We start from the raw sequence: 18,743 nt of genomic DNA, 5'->3' as shown, positions 1-18,743 counted from the left end.
GAGCCGAATACGTTCCAGCTATTCTGCCCGAGCACGGGCCTTTTACTTATCCCGGTACGGGATAGCCGGCACATCCTCTTCCCCAGTGATAACCCGGTCAGGATGTACGAGTTGTTCCCCCTTCACAAATCTGGCACTGACGGCGCCAAACAATGTAAAGCCAAGAATGGTGGCTACGCCCCCGTACATCAAAGCCTTATCACCAGAATTCACTAACGCAAAGTAGCTGTACGCAGCCCCAACCCCAGCGATTGCGTTATTCAACAGAGCCTTATGGCTGGGTACCCGGTTGATTTCCTGAATTGTTACCAGGGCTGCCATAGACAGGATGTAGGGAATAAGATTCGTGACGACCGACAGGTCAACTACGGTTGAAAATTGGTCAGAGACACCCAGATTACCAGTGGCTACATGATGAATCCAGCCGTAGCGAGTCCCGTCAGGGCTGGCGGGAATTGAAAACCAACCCAGAATGGTTTGAATCCCCAACAGAATCAGCATTCCTGCGATGGGGGTGCCACTCTTATTACATTTAGCGAAAATTCGCACAAAATAGCCCACTTCCGCAGAACTCTTGAAGACTTGTGCAGTAGTGAACTGCCAGCCCAGTAAGGAACCGATGCAGGCGATAATCATCAGGCCCGTGATGATATTCCCTACCATGGGAGTAAACATCGTGGCGAAGACCAGGCCAAACGGCGCGTTTGAACTGGCAAGTTCAGCGTTTGGAATAATTCCGCCAATGACGTTGGTCGACACGATATAGATAACCGCAGAGCCCAATGTCCCGAAGAGCACGGCGATGGGTACATTCTTTTTAGGATTATCCACCGCATCACTGTTCGCGCAGGCCGATTCGAGCCCAAGAAAGGCCCACAGCGTGATTGCTACGGAAGAGCCTGCGGCATCAAGTAGCGTGCTGTTATGAGGGTTCCAGCCTGCGGCATATATTTCGGGTTTAAACCAGAACCATCCCACCGTCGATACCACCACGACCGGCGCGATCACCCCCCAAACAGTGACGCCACCAATTTTACCGGTTATGCTGGCTCCACCAAAATTAGCAAACGTGGTTAACCATAAAAGTCCTATCGTCATTAATCCAATTTGCAGAGGATTAGGATTAATATTGAATAGCCCAATAATATAACCCACGGCAGTGATGGAGATCGCGACGTTACCAATGACGATCGCAACGCCATAGGTGTAGTTTGCAATGTAATTCCCCGCCTTACCAAAGGCATACTCAGCGTAACCGCCCATGCCACCAAGCTTATTACTCATCGTACCGCAGCAGGCAAAAGCCCAGGCCAGCGCCATTGAACCCACGGCAGTAATCACCCAGGATACTATCGAAATATTCCCGACTTGAGCCAGCTTAGTGGGTAGTAATATTATTCCCGATCCTAACATGTTGATGGCAGTCAACATTGTTAGCTGAGTGACACTCATTTTCTTAATTGCCATATTCACTCTCCTGCAGCTAACTGGGTTACCGTTAGATGCTTTCTTTTAGGCATTGAACGTAATAAACCCCATTTTTATTCTCTACACCATGGATATCATGGCCAAAACCAGGGAATCGCCGATCCCATAATTGCAGAATCTGCAAATATTTGATGTATGGGCTATCTTTATCTCCCGCGTTCTCGCCTGGCATGATCATTGGAATTCCAGGCGGATAAGGAACAACACCGGTCGCAAGAGTGCGGTTGTAAAGATCATCCATGCTAACTGTTTCAATATCGTTGTGTACGAGCCTGATATAAGCCTCGGCTGGAGTGAGTACCGGTTTCGGTAATATGGTGAACGCTTTCTCCTGAACCTTTATGAGATCTGTTTCTTTGAAAAAGAGGAACATTTCATTAGCAAGATCTTTCAATCCTTTATTTTTGAACGCCTCAGGGCATTCGTTTTCATGTGCATAAAGGAGGTGTTTGACCGGAATATTGTTATCGTATGCATCTTTAAATTTGAGTAATGCATTGATCAATGTTCCGTATTTCCCTTTGGTAATACCAAGGGAGAAAAGAAACAGAATGGTAAAATCAGTGGTCTTTTCAACTTGAATGCCTTTCTGGCTAAGAAAAGCCGTCACCAGTGCAGCAGGAATGCCGGCGTTCTCAAGTGAGCCATCCGTCGCCACGCCAGGCATCACGACGGACACTTTTATCGGATCCAGCATACAGTAGCTGTCTTCGATTCCCTTAAAACCGTGCCATATATCACCCTCTCGCAATTCCCAGCAACGAGGGTCGGTAACTAAAAGAGACAGGGGCGCATCTTCAAAAGAAATTTTCTTTCCGGACTCCGGGTCGGGAACGAAGTCTGCATTCCAGGTGGAGAAAAACCAGTCATCATTTTCCTGAAGTTCTCTTCGAATACGCCTGACGGCCTGGCGAAAACGAACCGCTTCAGTAATTGATTCTGTGGTAAGGTGCTGACCACTTTGCCCCCGCATCATTTCAGCCGAAACTTCGTTAGCCATAATTATCGGATACAGCGGCGACGTCGAGGCATGCATCATATAAGCTTCGTTGAAGCGTTCATGAGGCACCGAATTTCGTCCATCCCGCACCCCAATCAGCGATGCCTGCGAAAGTGCAGCTAACAGCTTGTGCGTTGAGGTTGTAGTGAAAATTGTCGGCAGATCCCTTGGATAATCATCGGGTTCTCCATACATGCCAAAACGTTCTGCGTAGAGGGGGTTAAATCGCGCATAGCCGTACCACGCCTCATCAAAATGAATACGATCGACGCTGCTATTGAGCTGCTTAATAACCGTAGGCACATGGTAGGTCAGGCCATCATAGGTCGAATTTGTGATAATGCTGTGCAGCGGTTTTTTGTTCTTATCTGTGGCGAGAGGGTTTGAGGCGATAGCTTCTTTCACTGCATCACCACTCAGTTGACGGGCATATACCGGCCCAATAATGCCGAGGTAGTTTCTCGAAGGCATTAAATACGTTGGGATGACCCCCGTCATCGTCAGGGCCTGTTCCGTAGATTTATGGGCGTTGCGGTCGCACAGGGCATAGTCGTCACGGGCTACGGAAGACATCATAATGACCCTGTTGGACATAGAAGATCCATTGGTAACGGTATAGGCCCTGTCCGCGCCAAATACCCGGGCACAGAATTTTTCGCTATCACCAATCGGACCGCTATGATCCAGCAGAGACCCTAATTCTCCGACGGAAATAGAAAGATCGGAGCGCAAAAGATTTTCCCCAAAATAATCATGGAATGCCCGGCCAACGGCCGATTTCATGAATGCCGTCCCCCCGGCATGGCCTGGGGTATGCCATGAATATTCATATTTTTCCGCAAACTCAAAAATTGCACGAGTCAGCGGCGGAACAATTTTATCCCGATAAGATAAAATAGCCGAATGAATCCTACCTGCCAGGAAAAAAGGCGTGTCTTCTTGAACCCAAATTAACTCATCAGTTTCACGCATTATTTCATGATTTAAATTCTCAGCCTGTCGATTATCTAATAATAGAAATAAAGGGATGGACTGATTTTTACGTCGAAGAGATTGTATTACTCTCTTTGCCGATTCATTATTCTGCTCACTGTCACTCATTACCCAATCGAGGAGTACGAGCTCAATGGTTTCATCATTATTTAAAACCGCGGCGGCGTCATCAGCAGAATCGGCAAAAACAGTGGCGACATCCTTACCGTTTAACGCATTAATAAGATTAGAAATAGAATCATTGACTACGCTAACATGACAGGCAGAATTATGAACAATTAACGCCTTTAGCGATATTATCCTTTCACTGCGAATATCCATAGTAACCTCCGGAATTGTGCGATTTTATTTTCAATAAAAACAGACAATTTATATTCAAAATGAAATGTTGAATCACCTTTATCGTATACCACTCTCCAATATAGACCATGCTGGATCAGATAGCGTTAACAGAAATGCTCAAATCATTTCTTGCGTATTTTCACATCTACAGCTACGGGATGTTTAACAGCCTCGTAGAAAGGCCTGAATAAACTTAGTGGCTTTCAGGATATACAGACGATTTTTCCCGACGATAACCCAATTCGTTGAAATCAATATTTTTACAGGATGATGACAAATGGCGTGATTGTTTATTTCTAAAACTAAAAATATCTTCTTGAGATCCTCTCAATACCTTCGTCCTCCAGATCTGTTTGTTTTGTAAAATATCACACGCTGCGGCTTCGCTCTGATTGCGCCTGAACCTGCGTTTTCGTTCCTGTCCCGTACCCCCAAAAAAAAGCCGCCCATTTGGGCGGCATTCACAAGACGGCTAACGCTTACAGCGCTTTCAGAATCGCTTCGACGCTGGCTTTGGCATCACCAAACAGCATCTGGGTGTTCTCTTTAAAGAACAGCGGGTTCTGCACGCCTGCGTAACCGGTATTCATTGAGCGCTTAAACACAATCACGTTCTGCGCTTTCCACACTTCCAGCACCGGCATACCGGCAATTGGGCTGCGCGGATCGTCCTGAGCAGCCGGGTTAACGGTGTCGTTCGCCCCGATAACCAGCACGGTGTCGGTGTCGGCGAAGTCGTCATTGATCTCGTCCATTTCCAGCACGACGTCGTAGGGCACCCGGGCTTCAGCCAGCAGTACGTTCATGTGGCCCGGCAGACGCCCCGCGACAGGGTGAATACCAAAACGTACTTTGACTCCGCGGGCACGCAGTTTTTCGGTAATTTCCGCCACCGGATACTGCGCCTGGGCCACCGCCATGCCGTAGCCTGGGGTGATGATCACCGACGTGGAGTTCTTCAGCATTTCAGCCGTTTCTTCCGCGCTGATTTCACGGTGTTCACCCGCTTCTTCCGTTTCACCGGTTGAAGAACCGTCTGTTCCAAAACCGCCGGCAATCACGCTGATAAACGAGCGGTTCATCGCCTTACACATAATGTAGGAGAGGATGGCACCAGAAGACCCCACCAGCGCACCAGTGACAATAAGCAGGTCATTGCTGAGCATAAAGCCCGCAGCCGCTGCGGCCCAGCCGGAGTAAGAGTTAAGCATCGACACCACAACCGGCATGTCTGCCCCGCCGATGGACGCCACCAGGTGCCAGCCAAACGCCAGCGCAATGATAGTCATCACCAGCACGGCCAGAACCTGCATACCAACGCTTTCGGTACGCACAAACACCAGCAGCAGCGCGAAGGAAACCACCAGCGCCGCCAGATTGAGCTTATGACGATTTGGCAGCATCAGAGGTTTAGACGAAATTTTACCGCGCAGCTTGCCAAAGGCGACAATAGAGCCGGTAAAGGTCACTGCCCCGATGAAGATCCCGATGAAGACTTCCGTTAAGTGGATATTCTCCATGATCGGCTCAAGGCCCGGACCGTGATCGAGGTAGCTGTTAAAACCAACCAGCACCGCCGCCAGGCCCACAAAGCTGTGCAGCACGGCAACCAGCTCCGGCATTTCAGTCATTTCGACTTTCTTCGCCAGGTGAATACCAATCGCCCCGCCGATCACCATCGCGATGATAATCCATACGACATTGCCAGTTTCCGGGCCAAAAATGGTCGCCACCAGCGCAATCGCCATCCCCGCGATACCAAACAGGTTACCCTGCTTTGAGGTTTCGTGTTTCGACAGGCCAGCCAGGCTAAAAATAAACAGGATCGCGGCAACAATGTATGCAGCTGTAACTAATCCACCAGACATGTGTTACCCCTTAGTTCTTCCGGAACATTTTCAGCATGCGCTGAGTGACGGTGAAACCACCAAAAATATTGATACTGGCGATCAGTACCGCAATGAAGCTCAGGAAGCTGACCCAGCCACCGTGGCCAATCTGCAGCAGCGCACCTACCACGATTATCCCTGAAATAGCATTCGTCACCGACATGAGCGGCGTATGCAAAGCATGGGAGACGTTCCATACCACGTAGTAGCCCACCACGCAGGCCAGCGCAAAGACGGTGAAGTGACCAAGGAACTCTTTTGGCGCCACACTTGCGAACCAGCCAAACAGAATAATTGCCAGCGCCATCAGGCCATATTTAAACCACGGAGACGTTGGTTTTTTCTCTTCGACCGGCTCAGCAGCTGGTTTTGCAGCGGCCTGCGGCTGAGCGGAAACCTGAATCGGCGGCGCAGGCCAGGTGACTTCACCTTCGCGAATAACGGTCACGCCGCGCACAACCACATCATCAAAATCAACGGTGATATTGCCGTCTTTTTCCTTACACAGCAGCTTGAGCAGGTTGACGAGGTTAGTGCCGTAAAGCTGGGAGGACTGGGTCGGCAAACGACCCGGCAGATCGGTATAACCAATGACCTTCACCCCGTTAGGCGTCACGGTGACCTGGTTCGCAACGGTGTATTCGCAGTTGCCGCCGTTTTGTGCCGCCAGATCGACAATCACGCTGCCCGGCTGCATGGAATCCACCATTTCACGGGTAATCAGCTTCGGTGCAGGTTTGCCCGGAATCAGCGCCGTAGTGACGATGATATCCACCTCTTTCGCCTGAGCCGCAAACAGCGCCATTTCGGCTTTGATAAAGGCTTCGGACATCACCTTCGCATAGCCATCCCCGCTGCCGGCTTCTTCTTTGAAGTCCAGCTCCAGGAATTCGGCACCCATGCTTTGCACCTGCTCTTTCACTTCAGGCCGGGTATCAAACGCACGAACAATTGCCCCGAGGCTGTTGGCCGCGCCAATCGCCGCCAGGCCCGCAACACCCGCGCCGATAACCATCACTTTAGCTGGCGGGACTTTACCGGCGGCGGTGATTTGCCCGGTGAAGAACCTGCCAAACTCATGTGCGGCTTCGACAATCGCACGGTAACCGGCGATGTTAGCCATGGAGCTAAGCGCGTCCAGCGACTGCGCACGTGAAATACGCGGCACTGAGTCCATCGCCATAACGGTGATGTTCCGCGCCGCCAGTTTTTCAAGCAGCTCCGGGTTTTGCGCCGGCCAGATAAAGCTGACCAGCGTCGAACCTTCACGAGCAAGGTCAATTTCGTTATCCAGCGGGGCGTTCACTTTAAGGATAATGTCCGACTGCCAGACATCCGCGCCGCTGGCAACGATCGCCCCCGCGCGCTCAAACGCTTCGTCGTCAAAACTTGCCAGTTTCCCCGCATCGCTTTCAACGGCGACAGTGAACCCCAGTTTAATCAGCTGCTCTACCGTTTTCGGCGTGGCGGCTACACGGGTTTCATTGGCCAACCGCTCTGTTGGTACACCAATACGCATAGTATTCCCTTCCATCTGTTTTTGATGATGGTTTGCCAGACCTTGCCATGGCCAGACGCAAGCATCCGCCCGCACGCGCAGGCAGATATCTGTTCCATTACCACTTCAACAAAAAATACATCTGTAACAAACTTTTTATAACCTACTGAAAATAACGACTGTGATCTACATCCGCATCCTGGTATTTCTATTTTTATCGCAAAAATTCAGTCATCAGGCGCTCAGACAGTTGTTTTAATCTTTATTTACACGCCGAGGCCTGATAATACGCTTAACTGAGACGGTAAGACATGATTCTACGCCGCAACAAAAACCAATTTTAACAACATTTTAACCAAATAAGTCATAAGCTTTATCAGTTTTAGCGGTGAATGCCTCTTTTTTTAACTTAATAACGTTTGTCGCGGTTATTCATCGCCGGGAAGGCACAAGGCGCGAAAAATGCCGCAGACAAGGACGTTATTTCCAGCCATAATCGGCATCTAATCGGTCCTAATCAGAGAAGTACCTGTATTCATTTTGCGCAAGGCGAAGGATTATTTTTATGAATCTCAAGAACACCCTTCTGGCGTCAGCTCTTATTTCCGTCACCTCGCTGTCCGCTCAGGCGGCGACCGAACTGACACCAGAGCAGGCGGCCGCACTTAAGCCGTACGATCGAATCACTATCACAGGCCGCTTTAATGCTATCGGCGATGCCGTGGCCGCCGTATCTCGCCGCGCAGATGCTATCGGGGCCGCTTCTTTCTACGTGCTGGACACCAGCGCAATGGGCGAAAGCGGCAACTCCCGCGTCGTGGCTGATGTTTATAAGAATGATGCACCTAAAGCCGATGCGCCTAAGAACCGCGTCATCAATGGCGTGATGGAGCTGCCGAAAGACCAGGCTTATCGACTTGAACCCTTTGATACCGTCACCGTTCAGGGTTTCTTCCGTACCCAACCGGACGTTAATGATGCCATTACTAAAGCTGCACGCGAAAAAGGGGCTGCCTCCTTCTTTATCGTGCGCCAGGTCGATACCAACCAGGGCGGCAACCAGCGCGTAACGGCGTTTATCTATAAAGCTGACGCTAAAAAACGCGTTGTGCAAAGTCCGGACCTGCTGCCAGCAAACTCCGAAGCAGGTAAAGCCGCGCTAGCCGCGGGCGGCGCTGCTGCCAAAAATGTGGAAATTCCAGGTGTTGCTTCTTCAGAAACGCCGTCTTCCGACGTTGGCCGTTTCTTTGAAACCCAGTCATCTCAGGGTTCACGTTATACCGTAACGCTACCAAACGGCACCAAAGTACAGGAAGTCAACAAGATAACGGCTGCTCAAATGGTGCCATTTGACAGCATTAAGTTCACCGGTAACTTCAGCAGCATGACCGAAGTTTCCTACCAGGTTGCGAAGCGTGCAGCTGATAAAGGGGCTAAGTTCTACCACATCACTCGCCAGTGGCAGGAACAAGGTAACAACTTAACCGTCAGCGCAGACCTGTTTAAATAAGATACACCATCAATCAAAGGGCAGCTTCCGCTGCCCTTTTTTTTGCACTCAAATCATTTTATCGCACCACACGCATTGCAAGCAGTGTGCACACTCCGTAAAATCCCGCGCCTTAGCGTGATCCTCCATTTATATGCGAAAAAGCATAATAATTATGCTGGAACACTTCTGACCTCAACAGGATGCGTATGGAAAAGAAACTTGGCCTCGCAGCGCTCACCGCGCTGGTATTAAGCTCCATGCTCGGCGCAGGCGTGTTTAGCTTGCCGCAAAATATGGCAAGCGTTGCGAGTCCGGCTGCGTTGCTGATCGGCTGGGCGATCACTGGCGTAGGTATTCTCCTGCTGGCTTTGGCGATGCTGGTGCTTACCCGACTCCGCCCCGACCTGGACGGCGGAATATTCACCTACGCGCGTGAGGGCTTTGGGGAGCTTATCGGCTTTTTCTCGGCCTGGGGTTACTGGCTGTGCGCGGTGATCGCCAACGTTTCTTACCTGGTCATTGTTTTCTCCGCCCTTAGCTTCTTTACCGACACGCCTGAGCTGCGTCTGTTCGGCGACGGCAATACCTGGCAATCCATTGTTGGCGCATCCGTTCTGTTATGGATGGTGCACTGGCTGGTGCTGCGAGGCGTACAAACGGCGGCCAGCATCAACCTGGTCGCAACGCTTGCGAAGCTGCTGCCTTTGGGGATGTTTGTGGTACTGGCGGCAGTTGCTTTTAAGCTATCCACCTTCTCTCTCGATTTTACCGGTATTAAACTCGGCGTTCCCGTCTGGGAACAGGTGAAAAACACCATGCTGATTACCCTTTGGGTCTTTATCGGCGTGGAAGGGGCCGTGGTGGTATCCGCACGAGCAAGAAATAAAAAAGACGTTGGCAGAGCAACGCTTCTGGCTGTCATTGCCGCACTCAGCGTCTACCTGCTGGTCACGCTACTTTCACTCGGCGTAGTTGCTCGCCCTGAGCTTGCTGCAATGCGCAATCCGTCGATGGCTGGCCTGATGGTCGAAATGATGGGCCCATGGGGGGAAGTGATTATTGCTGCCGGGTTGATTGTTTCCGTGTGCGGCGCGTACCTGAGCTGGACAATTATGGCTGCAGAAGTGCCATTGCTGGCGGCAACCCATAAAGCTTTCCCCAAAATGTTTGCCCGTCAGAACAAAAACAACGCACCGTCGGCTTCTCTTTGGCTGACGAATATTAGCGTGCAGGTGTGCCTCGTGCTGATCTGGCTGACCGGGTCGGACTACAACACGCTGCTAACCATCGCCTCAGAAATGATTCTGGTGCCTTATTTCCTGGTGGGTGCATACCTGCTAAAAATCGCGACCCGCCCTCTACACAAGGCGATTGGTTTTGGAGCCTGCCTTTACGGTTTGTGGCTGCTTTATGCGTCAGGCCCGATGCATCTGCTGCTTTCGGTCGTATTGTATGCGCCTGGATTATTAGTCTTTATTTACGCGCGTCGTACCCATACGCACGAAAAGTCGCTAAATTTAAAAGAAAGAACGATGATTTGCCTGATGCTGCTGGCAGCATTTCCGGCAACGTGGATGCTGGTGGGGTAACGAATCCTTTCCCCGGCAACTATTCTGGATGAGGGGAGCCAAGCTATTAACCGACCTATTCTTATCACCGGTGCAGGCCAGCGTATTGGCCTGGCACTGGCTCAGCATTTTCTGGCTAAATCTCAGCCGGTAATTGTCAGCTATCGCACTCGCCATCCCGCTGTCGATAAACTTGAACAGGCCGGTGTCACTTGCCTGTACGCCGACTTTTCAACGAATGAAGGTATCCTTGAATTCGCTGAACGGGTGAAGTCACTCACGCCCGCGCTGCGCGCCATCATTCATAATGCCAGCGAATGGAAGCCAGAAACCCGCGACACGGCCCTGTGCGATACGCTACAGGCAATGATGCAGGTTCATGTTGCCACGCCCTACTTACTTAACCATGAGCTGGAGAGTTTGCTGCGCGGACACGGTCAGGCGGGCAGCGATATCATCCATCTGACCGATTACGTGGCGGAGCGCGGCAGCGACAAACATATCGCTTACGCCGCCAGTAAAGCGGCACTGGAAAATATGACGCTCTCTTTTGCGCTTAAACTGGCTCCGGAAGTCAAGGTCAACGCCATCGCGCCTGCCCTGATCATGTTTAACACCGACGACGATGCCGACTACCGCCAGCGCTCGCTTAACAAATCGCTGATGAAAATCGCCCCGGGTGAACAGGAAATTGTGCATCTGGTTGAGTATCTGTTGACCAGCCGCTATGTCACCGGCAGAAGCCATGCCGTAGACGGTGGCCGGCACCTACGCTAACACTGTTTACCAACCATTAATGGTGTAATCTATTGCATCATTGTATGTTCAAATTTTAAAAGCCGACGCGGCGGATTATGAGCAAAATAGTTTACGTGGAAGACGACCCGGAAGTTGGCGGCCTGATAGCCGCCTATCTCGGGAAACATGACATTGACGTTATCGTTGAAACCCGCGGTGACCGCGCCGAAGCGGTTATCCAGCAGCAGCAGCCGGATTTGGTTTTGCTGGATATTATGCTGCCAGGGAAAGACGGGATGACGCTATGCCGCGACCTTCGCCCACAGTGGGACGGCCCGATTGTTCTGCTGACATCTCTGGACAGCGACATGAACCATATTCTGTCGCTGGAAATGGGCGCAAATGACTACATTTTAAAAACAACGCCGCCTGCGGTGCTGCTGGCGCGTTTACGGTTACACCTCCGTCAACGTGTTTCAGCCCAACAAACGGCAGACACAACGGCCAGTAACCTCAAGCCGCATAAAGCTATACGTTTTGGCACGCTGTGTATTGACCCGCTGAACCGCCAGGTCACGCTTGGGGATGAAAACGTTGTGTTGTCGACTGCGGATTTCGATCTGTTGTGGGAGCTAGCCACCCACGCAGGCCAGATAATGGACCGTGATGCCTTATTAAAAAATCTGCGTGGTGTGACCTATGACGGCATGGATCGCAGCGTGGACGTGGCCATCTCCCGCCTGCGTAAAAAGCTGCTGGATAATGCGACTGAGCCCTTCCGTATCAAAACCGTGCGCAACAAAGGCTATTTATTTGCCCCTCACGCCTGGGAAAGCGAAGCTTAATGAAATACGGATTTGACGGTAACGCTCAATGAAAAAGCTGTTTGTACAGTTTTATCTTTTGTTGTTTGTCTGCTTCCTGGTGATGACCATGCTGGTCGGGCTGGTGTATAAGTTCACCGCCGAGCGGGCGGGACGACAGTCGCTCGATGACTTAATGAAAAGTTCGCTGTACCTGATGCGCAGCGAGCTACGTGAAATTCCGCCGCGGGACTGGAATAAAACGATCAACGATCTCGACCTGAACCTCTCCTTCAAGCTCAATATTGAGCCGATGAGCAAGTTCAAACTCGATGACGTTGCCGCTCGCCACCTGCGAGAAGGCGAGATTGTGGCGCTGGACGAAGAATATACATTCATCCAGCGCATTCCACGCAGCCACTACGTTCTGGCCGTCGGCCCAATTCCGTATCTCTTTTATCTACATCAGATGCGGCTGCTGGATATTGGCCTGATCGCATTTATCGCCATTTCGCTCGCTTTCCCGGTGTTCATCTGGATGCGCCCGCACTGGCAGGACATGCTCAAACTCGAAAGCGCCGCCCAGCGATTTGGTAAAGGGCATCTGGATGAGCACATCCATTTTGATAACGCCTCAAGCTTTGAACGGTTGGGCATCGCCTTTAACCAAATGGCCGATAACATCAACGCCCTGATTGCCAGCAAGAAGCAGCTGATTGACGGCATTGCCCACGAGCTGCGTACCCCGCTCGTTCGCCTGCGTTACCGTCTTGAAATGAGCGACAACCTCAGCGAAGAGGAATCTCTGGCGCTCAATCGGGATATTGGCCAGCTAGAAGCGCTGATTGACGAACTGCTGACCTACGCACGCCTCGACCGCCCGCAGACCGAGCTTCATCTGGCGCACGTCAAATTTGCCAGTTGGATGGAAACGCATATTGCCGACGTACAGCTCATTCACCGTCAGCGCCGGATTAGCCTGGAGACAGATACCCTCACCGCCATTGACTATGGCGCGCTGGATCTGCGCCTCATGGAACGCGTCACGGACAACCTGATCAATAACGCCCTGCGCTACAGTGAGCAACAGCTGCGCGTCAGCCTGTGGCGTGAAGATGATATCGCCCATTTGCAGGTAGAAGATGACGGCCCGGGCATTCCTGAGGAAGAGCGCGCCCGCGTATTCGAGCCTTTTGTTCGCCTCGACCCCAGTCGGGACAGGGCAACCGGCGGCTGCGGGCTTGGCCTGGCGATAGTCCATTCTATTGCCGTGGCGATGGGTGGACACGTCACCATTGAAAGCAGCTCTTTGGGCGGCGCCAGCTTCCGCTTTTCATGGCCGGTCAATACCACGTACCTTTCCTGAATCCTGAATTCGCCAGCCCGGTAACCCCTACCGGGCGATTTTTCCCTGTTAAGCGCCACGTTCATAGTTGCTGATGCGGTCTCCCGTTGCTACAGTTCATAAGTATGTTGTAACTAATGTGAGTCGCTATGCCACGCTACGATCTTATTGAACGTTTAACGTCCACCTGCCGGGAGCTGGAGCAGCACCTGGCTGTGCTCAGGGCACAGCTCGGTCAGCTTCGACTGCTCAGCGGGCGGGTCTTTACGCTGCCGGAGATAGAAAAAAGCAAAGAGCACGATCCGCTCTCTAAGATTGAAGTCACCCAGCGCGTCGGGCTGGAGGCGCATCACGCCGCCGTCGCCCACTTTACGCGGCTGTTTATCCAGCAGCAGTCGGAAAAAATCAGCACCAAGGCCGCCGTGCGCCTACCCGGCGCGCTCTGTTATTCGGTCAGCGAAGAGCAATACCAGCAAACTTCGGGGCTCCTGGAAAACATCAATCAGTTGAAACACGCGCTGGAGCAGATTATCAGTGTCGAGTCGACGCTTCCCTCCGCCCAGCGTTTTGAATGGGTTCACCGCCATATTCCCGGCCTGCTTACCCTGAACGCATACCGCGCCATTACCCTGCTTGAAACGCCGGACACCGTGCGTTTTGGCTGGGCGAATAAACAGATTGTCAAAAACCTTAGCCGCCAGCAGGTGCTGGAGATGCTGGAAAAAAGCCTGAATGCCGGTCGAGCCGTGCCGCCGTGGACGAAGGAACAGTGGGCCGAGCGCGTGAGGCAGGAAATGGATGAAGTGCAAAGGCTGCCGGAAAACGCACGGCTGAAAATCAAGCGCCCGGTGAAGGTTCAGCCCGTGGCCCGCGTGTGGTATCAGGCGCAGCAGAAACAGGTGCAGTATGCCTGCCCTTCTCCGCTGATTGTGTTGTGTAAGCAGGAAAGTGGTGAAACCTCGCCCGATTTAGGCGAACTGCTGAATTACGATGCCGAAAACATTCAGCACCGCTATAAGCCTCAAGCGCAGCCGCTGAGACTGATTATCCCGCGGCTGCATCTGTACTGCGAAACGTAAAACTTACGATTTCATGCTGCCGACCATATCCTCAGGGCGAACCCAGGCGTCAAACTCATCCTCGGTCAGATAACCGAGCTTCAGTGCCGATGCTTTAAGGGTCAGCCCTTCTTTATGGGCCTTTTTGGCAATTTCTGCCGCCTTGTCATAGCCAATATGGGTATTGAGCGCGGTCACCAGCATCAGCGACTCGTTCAGCAACTGGCTGATGCGATCGCGATTAGGCTCAATGCCCACCGCGCAGTGCTCGTTGAAGCTTTCCATGCCGTCGGCCAGCAGGCGAACGGACTGCAGGAAGTTATGGATGACCATCGGGCGATAAACGTTCAGCTCGAAGTTACCGGACGCACCGCCGATATTCACCGCCACGTCGTTCCCCAGCACCTGGCAACACAGCATGGTGACGGCCTCGCACTGGGTCGGGTTCACTTTGCCCGGCATGATGGAGCTGCCCGGTTCGTTCTCAGGAATCGACAGCTCGCCAATGCCGCAGCGCGGGCCGGAAGCCAGCCAGCGAACGTCGTTGGCAATTTTCATCATCGACGAGGCCAGCCCTTTCAGCGCGCCATGCGCATGAACCAGGGCATCGCAGGTGGCCAGTGCTTCAAACTTGTTTGGCGCCGTGACGAAAGGCTGCTTCGTGAAGTCAGCCAACTCTTTTGCCACGCGCACCGCATATTCAGGGTGGGTATTCAGCCCGGTGCCCACCGCCGTACCGCCCAGCGCCAGCTCCGCCAGATGCGGCAGGCTATGGTCGATGTGCTTCAGGTTGTGCTCAAGCATCGCCACCCAGCCGGAGATCTCCTGCCCCAACGTCAGCGGCGTGGCGTCCTGCAGGTGGGTACGGCCAATTTTGACGATATCCTTAAACGCATCGGCTTTTTTGGCCAGCGTTTGCCTGAGCACGTTTAGCTGCGGCAGCAGGTGCTCGCGAACCGCGATAATGGCCGCCACGTGCATGGCGGTCGGGAAAACGTCGTTCGAACTCTGACTTTTGTTCACGTCGTCGTTAGGGTGCACCAGTCGCTCCATCCCACGTACGCCACCCAGAATTTCACTGGCGCGGTTCGCCAGCACTTCATTCATGTTCATGTTGCTTTGGGTGCCGGAGCCGGTCTGCCAGATAGCCAGCGGGAACTCACCGGGGTGCTTTCCTGCCAGCACTTCATCTGCGGCGGCGATAATGGCCGTACCGCGCTCTGCAGGCAGCAGGCCGAGGTCAACGTTGACCTTCGCCGCCGCGCGCTTGGTAAGCGCCAGCGCTCGAATCAGCTCGGTCGGCATTTTCTCGGTAGAAATGCGGAAGTGCTCAAGTGAACGCTGGGTCTGCGCCCCCCACAGCTTATCTGCCGGGACGTCGATCGGGCCCATTGAGTCTTTTTCACTGCGACTGGATGTCATGCCTTTCTCCTTTGCGATAAAAAAAGCCGCCACTATAGGCGGCGGCTTGAGTATTACTTAACGCATCGAGAGCACTGTGAGGCCTGAATTTTCTGGAAAAAGTCGTTGCCTTTGTCATCCACCAGGATGAACGCCGGGAAGTCTTCCACTTCGATTTTCCAGATAGCTTCCATACCCAGTTCCGGGTACTCCACACACTCCAGGCTCTTGATGCTATTTTGCGCCAGCACCGCCGCCGGGCCACCGATGCTGCCCAGGTAGAACCCGCCGTGTTTGTGACAGGCGTCGGTCACCTGCTGGCTGCGGTTGCCTTTCGCCAGCATGATCATGCTGCCGCCGTTGGCCTGCAGCTGATCCACGTAGGAGTCCATACGGCCCGCCGTTGTCGGCCCTAAGGAGCCAGATGCGTAGCCGTCCGGCGTTTTGGCCGGGCCTGCGTAATAAATCGGGTGATCTTTCACGTACTGCGGCAGATCTTCCCCGTTATCGAGACGTTCTTTCAGTTTAGCGTGAGCGATGTCACGCGCCACAATAATGGTGCCGGTTAACGACAGACGGGTGGACACCGGGAAGTCGGACAGCTGGGCGAGGATCTCTTTCATCGGACGGTTCAGGTTGACCTTAACGGCTTCCCCCTCGCCCGCCTGACGCAGCTCTTCCGGGATGTACTTGCCCGGATTGTGCTCCAGCTTCTCAAGCCAGATGCCGTCTTTGTTAATTTTGGCTTTGATATTGCGGTCGGCGGAGCAGGACACGCCCATGCCAACCGGGCAGGATGCGCCGTGGCGAGGCAGACGAACAACGCGGATGTCGTGGGCAAAGTATTTGCCGCCGAACTGCGCGCCCAGGCCAAGATTCTGCGCTTCTTTCAGCAACTCTTCTTCCAGCTGCACGTCGCGGAATGCCTGGCCGTATTCGTTGCCTTCGGTTGGCAGGCCGTCGTAGTACTTGGTTGACGCCAGCTTCACGGTTTTCAGCGTCGCTTCGGCAGAGGTTCCGCCGATAACAAACGCCACGTGATACGGCGGGCAGGCCGCGGTGCCCAGGGTGCGCATTTTCTCCACCAGGTAATCTTTCAGCTTCGCCGGGGTGATCAGCGCTTTGGTTTCCTGATAGAGATAGGTTTTGTTAGCCGAACCGCCGCCTTTGGCGATGCACAGGAATTTGTACTCGTCGCCGTCCACGCTGTAGAGATCGATCTGCGCTGGCAGGTTGGTGCCGGTGTTCACCTCTTTGTACATATCCAGCGCGGCGTTCTGGGAGTAGCGCAGATTATCTTCAATAAAGGTGTTGTAGACGCCGCGAGACAGCGCTTCTTCGTCGCCACCGCCGGTCCAGACGCGCTGGCCTTTTTTACCCATGATGATAGCGGTGCCGGTGTCCTGGCAGGTCGGCAGAATGCCCTTGGCGGCAATATCTGAGTTACGCAGGAACTGCAGCGCAACGTATTTATCGTTCTCGCTGGCTTCCGGGTCGCTCAGAATGTCCGCCACCTGCTGCTGATGCGCCGGGCGCAGCATAAACGAAGCGTCGTGGAAGGCATGCTGAGCCAGCAGCGTCAGGGCCTGAGGATCAACCTTGAGGATTTGCTGGCCGTCAAACTCGGCGACGGAAACATAGTCGGGGCTCAGGAGGTAATATTCGGTCGGGTCTTTCTGGAGCGGAAAAGGCTCCTGGTAATGGAAGGGTTTATTCGACATATTTCTCTCACTTGCGACAACAGTAACGTTAATTTTTATATTTCAGCGCAGGATCTTACGCTGCGTTCCAAAAACAAGTCATAACATGCTACACAATTTTTTAACAGAAACTGAGACTAATACGACTTTTTGTTGCCCTGGTTACTTCCCCGCGGATAATTGGTTTAATAACTGAAACTTCGATTCAATGATGACAGGGACCTGAGATGCAAAAATTGATCAATGCGGTACAAAATTATGCCTGGGGAAGTGAAACGGCGCTAACGGAACTGTACGGCATCGCCAACCCGCAGCATAAGCCCATGGCCGAACTGTGGATGGGCGCTCACCCAAAGAGTAGTTCAAAAGTGCTCGATGCCAACGGGCAACCGCACGCATTGCGCGATGTGATTGACGCCGATAAGCAAGCGCTGTTGGGGAAAGCCGTTGCCGAGCGTTTTGGCGAGCTGCCTTTCCTGTTCAAAGTCCTTTGCGCCGCCCAGCCTCTCTCCATTCAGGTTCATCCGAACAAAAAAGCCTCTGAAATCGGCTTTGCGAAAGAAAATGCAGCGGGTATTCCGCTTGATGCCCCAGAGCGTAACTACAAAGATCCTAACCACAAACCTGAACTGGTTTTTGCCCTGACGCCGTTCCTCGCGATGAACGCTTTCCGCGAATTCTCCGACATTGTGTCGCTGCTGCAGCCGGTTTCTGGCGCACATCCGCTGATTGCGCATTTCCTCCAGCAGCCTGGGGCCGAAACCCTGGCGCAGCTGTTTGCCGGCCTGCTAAATATGCAGGGCGAAGAAAAAGCCCTGGCCCTTGGCGTACTAAAAGCTGCCTTGAATAATCAGCAGGGCGAGCCGTGGGAAACCATTCGCCTGATCTCCGAGTTCTACCCGGACGACAGCGGCCTCTTCTCCCCGCTGCTGCTGAACGTGGTTAAGCTTGAGCCGGGCGAAGCGATGTTCCTGTTCGCCGAAACCCCACACGCCTATCTGAACGGCGTCGCGCTGGAAGTGATGGCTAACTCTGACAACGTGCTGCGTGCCGGGCTGACGCCGAAGTACATCGACATCCCTGAACTGGTGGCTAACGTCAAATTTGAGCCAAAACCGGCCAATCAACTGCTGACCGAGCCGCAGATAAACGGCAGCGAGCTGGACTTCCCTATTCCAGTGGATGACTTTGCCTTCTCCCTGCACGACCTGAGCACGCAGGAAGCCGCGCTGGCACAACAAAGCGCTGCCATTGTATTCTGCGTTGAAGGTGAAGCCGTGCTAACCAAAGACGCCCAGCGCCTGGTGCTGAAGCCGGGCGAGTCAGCCTTTATTAGCGCCGCAGAATCCCCGATTGCCGTCAGCGGCGTTGGCCGGGTAGCACGAGTGTTTAATAAACTTTAACTTACTGATCTTTTTAGCGCGTATT

General features: G+C 52.9%; 13 protein-coding genes. 7 read left to right on the top strand and 6 right to left on the bottom strand.

Annotated features, from left to right (window positions below):
• Positions 1 to 42: 42 nt before the first annotated feature.
• The 4 genes from potE to pntA form a co-directional block, all read right to left on the bottom strand.
• Complete coding sequence (gene potE / locus AAIE02_RS05755; protein WP_008456377.1) at positions 43 to 1,467, bottom strand: putrescine-ornithine antiporter; 1,425 nt, start codon at positions 1,465 to 1,467, stop codon at positions 43 to 45.
• A 31-nt stretch (positions 1,468 to 1,498) separates the two neighbouring features.
• Positions 1,499 to 3,802, bottom strand: a complete 2,304-nt coding sequence (locus AAIE02_RS05750) for an Orn/Lys/Arg family decarboxylase (RefSeq protein WP_498532141.1) — start codon at positions 3,800 to 3,802, stop codon at positions 1,499 to 1,501.
• Between the two features lie 500 nt (positions 3,803 to 4,302).
• On the bottom strand, positions 4,303 to 5,691 hold the full coding sequence (gene pntB / locus AAIE02_RS05745) for a Re/Si-specific NAD(P)(+) transhydrogenase subunit beta (protein WP_008456379.1): 1,389 nt from the start codon (positions 5,689 to 5,691) through the stop codon (positions 4,303 to 4,305).
• Positions 5,692 to 5,701: 10 nt separating this feature from the next.
• Positions 5,702 to 7,231, bottom strand: a complete 1,530-nt coding sequence (gene pntA, locus AAIE02_RS05740; protein ID WP_498532140.1) for a Re/Si-specific NAD(P)(+) transhydrogenase subunit alpha — start codon at positions 7,229 to 7,231, stop codon at positions 5,702 to 5,704.
• Positions 7,232 to 7,775: 544 nt separating this feature from the next.
• Here pntA and ydgH point away from each other — a divergent pair.
• The 6 genes from ydgH to tus all read left to right on the top strand — a co-directional run bounded on the left by ydgH (position 7,776) and on the right by tus (position 14,235).
• The gene (gene ydgH / locus AAIE02_RS05735) at positions 7,776 to 8,720 is read left to right on the top strand and encodes a DUF1471 family protein YdgH (RefSeq protein ID WP_008456381.1); all 945 of its coding nucleotides are present in this window, start codon (positions 7,776 to 7,778) and stop codon (positions 8,718 to 8,720) included.
• A 188-nt stretch (positions 8,721 to 8,908) separates the two neighbouring features.
• A complete protein-coding gene (locus AAIE02_RS05730) occupies positions 8,909 to 10,291 on the top strand; it encodes an amino acid permease (RefSeq protein WP_008456382.1) in 1,383 nt (460 codons plus the stop codon).
• Positions 10,292 to 10,315: 24 nt separating this feature from the next.
• The gene (gene folM, locus AAIE02_RS05725) at positions 10,316 to 11,047 is read left to right on the top strand and encodes a dihydromonapterin reductase (RefSeq protein WP_498532667.1); all 732 of its coding nucleotides are present in this window, start codon (positions 10,316 to 10,318) and stop codon (positions 11,045 to 11,047) included.
• A 77-nt stretch (positions 11,048 to 11,124) separates the two neighbouring features.
• Positions 11,125 to 11,853, top strand: coding sequence for a two-component system response regulator RstA (gene rstA / locus AAIE02_RS05720; protein WP_008456384.1), 729 nt, complete (start codon positions 11,125 to 11,127; stop codon positions 11,851 to 11,853).
• 28 nt (positions 11,854 to 11,881) lie between these two features.
• Positions 11,882 to 13,177 (top strand): two-component system sensor histidine kinase RstB, encoded by a 1,296-nt coding sequence (gene rstB / locus AAIE02_RS05715; RefSeq protein ID WP_008456385.1) that lies wholly within the window; start codon positions 11,882 to 11,884, stop codon positions 13,175 to 13,177.
• A 128-nt stretch (positions 13,178 to 13,305) separates the two neighbouring features.
• Entirely contained in the window at positions 13,306 to 14,235 is a 930-nt protein-coding gene (gene tus / locus AAIE02_RS05710; RefSeq protein WP_008456386.1) for a DNA replication terminus site-binding protein, read from the top strand.
• A gap of 3 nt (positions 14,236 to 14,238) precedes the next feature.
• On the opposite strand, the gene fumC is transcribed toward tus, so the two are convergent.
• Together fumC and fumA are read right to left on the bottom strand one after the other, a co-directional pair.
• Positions 14,239 to 15,636 carry a class II fumarate hydratase gene (gene fumC / locus AAIE02_RS05705; RefSeq protein ID WP_008456388.1) on the bottom strand — a complete coding sequence of 466 codons (1,398 nt, stop codon included), beginning with the start codon at positions 15,634 to 15,636 and terminating at the stop codon, positions 14,239 to 14,241.
• Positions 15,637 to 15,689: 53 nt separating this feature from the next.
• Positions 15,690 to 17,336, bottom strand: a complete 1,647-nt coding sequence (gene fumA, locus AAIE02_RS05700; protein ID WP_336982677.1) for a class I fumarate hydratase FumA — start codon at positions 17,334 to 17,336, stop codon at positions 15,690 to 15,692.
• 206 nt (positions 17,337 to 17,542) lie between these two features.
• Here fumA and manA point away from each other — a divergent pair, with 206 nt between their 5' ends.
• Complete coding sequence (gene manA / locus AAIE02_RS05695) at positions 17,543 to 18,718, top strand: mannose-6-phosphate isomerase (protein ID WP_498532139.1); 1,176 nt, start codon at positions 17,543 to 17,545, stop codon at positions 18,716 to 18,718.
• Positions 18,719 to 18,743 lie beyond the last annotated feature (25 nt).

The sequence above is a fragment of the Cedecea sp. Ae19-4 genome (genome assembly GCF_059801165.1).
The sequence above is the reverse complement of the archived record's forward strand: the minus strand, read 5'-3'. Positions and strand labels throughout refer to the sequence as shown.